We start from the raw sequence: 505 nt of genomic DNA, 5'->3' as shown, positions 1-505 counted from the left end.
TCGGGTCGAGGTCGGTGATGCCCATGGCGTAGGCGACGATCGAGCCGGCCGCGGAGCCTCGGCCGGGGCCGACCGCGATGCCGTTCTTCTTGGCCCACATGATGAAGTCGGCGACGACCAGGAAGTAGCCCGGGAACCCCATCTGGATGATGACGTCCATCTCGTACTCGACCTGCTTCTGCCGGTCGTCGGGGACGCCGCCGGGGAAGCGGCGGTCCATGCCGAGGCGGACCTCCTCCTTGAACCAGGTGACCTCGGTGAAGCCCTCGGGGATGTCGAACTTCGGCATGAGGTTCTTCGCCTCGAACATGCCGGTGGTGTCGATCTGCTCGGCCACCAGGAGGGTGTTGGCGCAGCCCTCCTGCCAGGCGTCCGAGGAGTCGACGGCGTACATCTCGTCCGTGGACTTCAGGTAGTAGCCGGTCCCGTCGAAGCGGAAGCGGTCGGGGTCGGAGAGGTTCTTGCCGGTCTGGATGCACAGCAGCGCGTCGTGCGCGGTCGCCTC

At 66.7% G+C, this 505-nt stretch carries 1 pseudogene; it reads right to left on the bottom strand.

The annotated features are described in order from the left end of the window. Positions 1 to 505: pseudogene (locus tag IE275_RS45740) on the bottom strand (DNA polymerase III subunit alpha); the annotation flags it as partial.

This window comes from Streptomyces phaeofaciens, from assembly GCF_014648915.1.
Classification (GTDB): domain Bacteria; phylum Actinomycetota; class Actinomycetes; order Streptomycetales; family Streptomycetaceae; genus Streptomyces; species Streptomyces phaeofaciens.
The sequence above is the reverse complement of the archived record's forward strand: the minus strand, read 5'-3'. Positions and strand labels throughout refer to the sequence as shown.